General features: G+C 42.5%; 5 protein-coding genes and 1 pseudogene. 5 read left to right on the top strand and 1 reads right to left on the bottom strand.

The window, feature by feature from the left end; translation table 11 throughout:
- The 5 genes and pseudogenes from Q0238_RS01195 to Q0238_RS01175 form a co-directional block, all read left to right on the top strand.
- Window positions 1–822, top strand: a pseudogene (locus tag Q0238_RS01195) (DNA recombination protein RecN); the annotation flags it as partial.
- A 125-nt stretch (window positions 823–947) separates the two neighbouring features.
- Window positions 948–1745: a TatD family hydrolase gene (locus Q0238_RS01190; protein ID WP_297942063.1), complete on the top strand. Its 798-nt coding sequence runs from the start codon at window positions 948–950 to the stop codon at window positions 1743–1745.
- Window positions 1742–2740 (top strand): lytic transglycosylase domain-containing protein, encoded by a 999-nt coding sequence (locus Q0238_RS01185; protein ID WP_297882548.1) that lies wholly within the window; start codon window positions 1742–1744, stop codon window positions 2738–2740. Before Q0238_RS01190 ends, Q0238_RS01185 begins: the two co-directional genes overlap by 4 nt.
- Before the next feature lie 13 nt (window positions 2741–2753).
- On the top strand, window positions 2754–3509 hold the full coding sequence (locus Q0238_RS01180; protein WP_291936757.1) for a septal ring lytic transglycosylase RlpA family protein: 756 nt from the start codon (window positions 2754–2756) through the stop codon (window positions 3507–3509).
- Between the two features lie 229 nt (window positions 3510–3738).
- Window positions 3739–3975, top strand: a complete 237-nt coding sequence (locus tag Q0238_RS01175; RefSeq protein ID WP_297942059.1) for a hypothetical protein — start codon at window positions 3739–3741, stop codon at window positions 3973–3975.
- Window positions 3976–4047: 72 nt separating this feature from the next.
- Here Q0238_RS01175 and Q0238_RS01170 read toward each other — a convergent pair whose 3' ends face one another.
- Window positions 4048–4530 (bottom strand): hypothetical protein, encoded by a 483-nt coding sequence (locus Q0238_RS01170; protein WP_297942056.1) that lies wholly within the window; start codon window positions 4528–4530, stop codon window positions 4048–4050.
- Window positions 4531–4773: the final 243 nt, after the last annotated feature.

Below are 4773 nucleotides of genomic sequence, written 5' to 3'. Positions count from 1 at the left end.
AGCGGGCTGGATAGCGCATTTTTTGAGGATGCGATGAACGAGCTGCGGCTAAAGCAAGAAAGCTTGAATTTAGACGAGCTCGAAAATATCGACATAGAGAAAATTTTAGATCGCATCGAAGCTCTTAGCGCGCTAAATAGGCGCTACGGAAGCGTAGAAGAGGCTTTAGCTACGCTTGAAGCGCGCAAGAAAGAGCTTGAGCATTACGAGCAGTTAAGCTTTGAAAAAACCAAGTTGCAAGCGGAATTTAAACGCCTTAGCGAAAGCACCACTATCCTTGCCGAAAAAATTAGCGAGGCTCGCAAGGGCGCTAAAAAACGGCTCGAGGATCTGATAAATTCCTATCTAAAGCAGCTTTATATGGACGGAGTGGAGCTTAGTTTTAAGCCTACGGCGCTTAGTGAGTGCGGCACGGACGAAATTTGCGTTAGCTTGTGCAAGACGGAATTTAAAAATTTAAGCTCAGGCGAGACGAACCGCCTACGCCTTGCTTTCATCGCGGCAAGCTTGGAGCTTACAAATAACGGCGAGGGAATTTTAATCTTAGACGAGATTGATTCAAATTTAAGCGGAAAAGAGGCGATGAGTATCGCAAACGTGCTGGTAAAAATTTCAAAATTTTATCAAATTTTTGCGATCTCGCACCAGCCGCAGCTTAGCTCAAAGGCTGCGTCACACTTTTTAGTAAGTAAAACGAACGGCAAATCTAGCGTAAGATTATTAAGCGAAAATGAGAAAATAACAGAGCTAGCTCGTATGATAAGTGGCGAGACGATTACTGCAGAAGCCCTGGAATTCGCTAAAAAACTAAGGCAAAGCTGAAGGAATTTTAAGCTTAAGTTTAAATCTGAAATTTTTTGCTACAATACCGCGTTTAATTTAAATTTAAGTGTGATTTTGCAAAACGACGTAAAATCCGCTTTGAAAAATTTTATCAAGTGAGTTTTATGATTATAGATACACATTGCCATTTAGACGATGCTAGTTTCGATGCTGATTTGGACGCGGTGATTGAGCGCGCCACGATTGCAGGCGTGCACAGCATCATCATTCCTGGTGCCGATGTAGCAGACCTAGATAAGGCATGTAAAATTTCACACGCACGGGATAATGTGTATTTTGCCGTAGGAGTGCATCCATACGAGATAGATTCTTTCGATATGGAGGTGCTGAAGCGGTATGCTGACGATCCCAAATGCGTAGGCGTTGGTGAATGCGGGCTTGATTATTTCAGACTTAAGCAGCAAGAGAGCAAGGAAACCAAAGCCTTAGAAATCTCCCGCCAAAAAGACGCCTTCATCTCACAAATCGATCTAGCAACACAACTTCAAAAACCACTTATAGTCCATATCCGAGAAGCAAACGAAGATAGCTTTGGAATTCTAAAAGATCGTGCCGGCGATTTATGCGGCGGTGTTTTGCACTGCTTTAATGCTAGCAAGCTTTTGCTAGGTCTTAGCGAATACGGATTTTACTTCGGTATCGGCGGAGTTTTGACATTCAAAAATGCAAAAAACTTAGCTGAGATCTTACCGCAAATTCCGCAAGAGCGCCTTTTAATCGAGACGGATGCACCATATCTAACCCCGCATCCGCATCGCGGCGAGCGCAATGAGCCTGCATTTACGAGACTCGTGGTAGAAAAAGTCGCGGAAATTTTAAGCCTAAGCGTAGAAGAGGTTGAAGCAATAACGACTCAAAACGCCTGTAGGCTTTTTGGCGATAAAATCAAAGGAGAGATATGAAAGCCATAAAATTTATACTGCTAGCCCTACTTTTAGTGGGCGAAGCGTTTGCGAGCCAGCCCGGTCTGATGCGCGCAAATCACGACTATATTTTAAATCAATTCGGCATCGAAAATAACGAATCGAGCAAAAACGTAGTCGCGGGCATATTCCGTGCGATCAATGCAAGCGATCGCAAGCAGTTTAAGCATATCGTGACTTCGCAGTCGCACAATGCCTACTTGGTCAAATCCGAGGTCGATAACATCGAAGCTCCGGAATTCTTATTGTATTTGGCAATGGTAGAATCTCATCTTAAAAACACCGTAACTTCGGGCGCTAGCGCAGGTGGTATGTGGCAGCTGATGCCGGCAACTGCGAAAAATTTCGGTCTTAGAGTAGATAGCGCCGTGGATGAGCGTCGCGATCCCGCAGCCTCTACGGATGCTGCGTTTTCGTATATTTTGCATCTGAAGCAAAATTTTGGCAAGTGGTATTTAGCGCTAATGGCGTATAATTGTGGCGATCAAAAGCTTAAAAATGCGATTGCAGCTACTGGCAGCGATGATCTGGATCGCTTGCTAAAAAGTCCTGCACTTCCTAATGAGACTAAGAATTTTATCAAGCGCATTATTAAATACGCTTACATTGCTCAAAATGAAAATATGCGTAAAATTCTGCTTTTTGAAAGCGAGCCGTGGGGGCTAAAGCGTATCGCAGTAGCTCCAGGCACAAAGCTAAGTGCGGTTGCAAAACAGATCGGAATTTCGCCATCGCAGATGCAGGATTACAACGCGCATATTAAAAACGGAATTTCGCCGCTTAACGGCAAGTACTTCTTTTATATCCCACAAAGCAAATATGCAGAATTTGTCGTAAATCAAGGCGCGTTTCAAGCGTATGAACCACGTCTGAAACAGCGCAAGCCAGGACGCGTGTTAGCAGGTTTGGCGAACGAGCTTAGCCTCAAAGACAAAAATGAAATAGCGCTAAATAATATAAAATTCAACAAATAAGATCGGATCGTAGGTGTCGTACCAGAAAATCGCTCTTTTTAGTGCGCTTTTTGCGCTAATTCTTGCCGGTTGCTCGTTTCGCACCGCACCGTCGTCTAGATCGTCTGCGGGCGGTGCGGGCAAGATCGGCAAAAACTCTCCCGCCACCATGCGCCCTTACAAAATCAACGGCAAAACCTACTACCCCGAGCAAGTAAGCGTCGGCGATACCCAGATCGGCATCGCTAGCTGGTATGGGCCAAATTTTCATGGCAAATATACCTCAAACGGCGAAATTTACGATATGAATGGCATGACCGCCGCGCACAAAACCTATCCGATGAATACGATGGTCAAGGTCACGAATCGAGATACCGGCGCTACTGCAACCGTGCGCATCAACGATCGCGGCCCATTCGTGGATGGTCGCATCATCGATCTTAGCAAAACAGCTGCCAATCTAGTGGGCGTATTTGCCAAAGGCACGGCGCCGGTAAAACTCGAAGTAGTGGGTTTTTATGGGCGCACTATTGCTAAAGGTTCGCCGAAAGCAACCATCGTTGGCGGAAATTTTATGGTGCAAATCGGTGCGTTTAGAAATAGAAGCGGCGCACAAATTTATCAGCGCGATTACCACGGCACGGCGGGATATCCTGCGATCATCAAAGAATTTAGCATAGATGGCGCACCGATTTATCGCGTCTTTTTAAGTGGATTTAAAAGCGAGGATGAGGCGAGAGATTTCGCGCATAATGGCAAGTTTACTGGAGCTTTTATCGTAAGAGAGTAGCAGTTTTCTTTGACGGCTTTTCCTTCGTTTTTTGCTTGATAAGGGTTTTGTTAAATTTATTTGTGAGCTACTTGCAGTAAAATTTCTCGTCATCTAATAGTTATCTGCTTTAGCTGCGGCGAAGTGCGAACTACTTGCAAGCTATTCGTAGCAAAAAGTGCGCCTGCCTGCTTTGTTTTTTAATAGGACGCCGCAGCTGATAAAATTTTATATTGCTAGGGGATAAAGCATGCAAAAATATCCGGAAGTTTATAGTTTAGAAAAGAGTTTGGCTATACTTGAAAAATATAAAGACGAGCTGAGCGCAGAACAATACGAGCAAAACAGATCTATCATCTGTAACCACGCGATAGAGGGTATGTTTGCAAATGAGCAAGATATAATCGATCTTATCAAGGTCGATAAGGGAGAAAAAACGCCCGATGAGATAATAAACGAATATAAAAAAGAGTGGGGCGTTTTATAGCGCAGTAGAAAATTTAAATTTGATAGTGAAATATCAGATGTATTTAAGCGCAGCTCATCGGTCCTTTGAATTTTAATCGTGCAAAAAAGCTACGACTTCGTGTTCTTTTGGAACATATTCCCTATTTTCAATACCACCGCTGCCATACTCGGATAAGGCTTCATTTAAAATTTTATAAAGCTCATCTATTGAAATATCTCCAATGTCAGAATTTACGCTTTGAAATTTATATTTGACCTTAAATGGATTTTCTGTGAAATATTTACTCGTTGTCTCATCATAAATTCGCCTTATATCAAGCTCGATTTCTCTACCTTTATAATGAAGCAGCCAAATATCCTCGCCCGTATAGCCATCTCGTGGATCCGGTAATTGAGGGCTACCGATAAAGATAAGATAGGTCTGTTTTTGTTTATCTACTACCCAATTTAACCATCTAATATCTTGATCGCTCAATAAAGGTTTTCTAAATTTTGTTCTAATTTTATTAACAGCGTATATAATATCATATTTCTCCAAGTCCTCTTTAGAAATATACTCCGCAATAAACGCCATTCTCTCCTCCTTAAGGAATTCTATAATTTAAAGTAGATCGCTCGTATACAGACCGAACAAAGACGAGATTTCAAATTTAATCCTTTTACTGATGAGAACTTATCGTTAAAACTGCCAATTTATATGCGATTATCGTCAATTTTTACTATAACCTTTCGTAAAATTCGTAAAATTCAGGCGCTTTGTCGCTCGCCACCTCTTTTAAATTTAGCGTCTAAAAATACGCAGAATTTCACGCCGTAT

The organism is uncultured Campylobacter sp. (assembly GCF_938045775.1).
In the GTDB taxonomy this organism is placed as follows: domain Bacteria; phylum Campylobacterota; class Campylobacteria; order Campylobacterales; family Campylobacteraceae; genus Campylobacter_B.
This window is presented reverse-complemented; position numbering and strand designations above follow the sequence as displayed.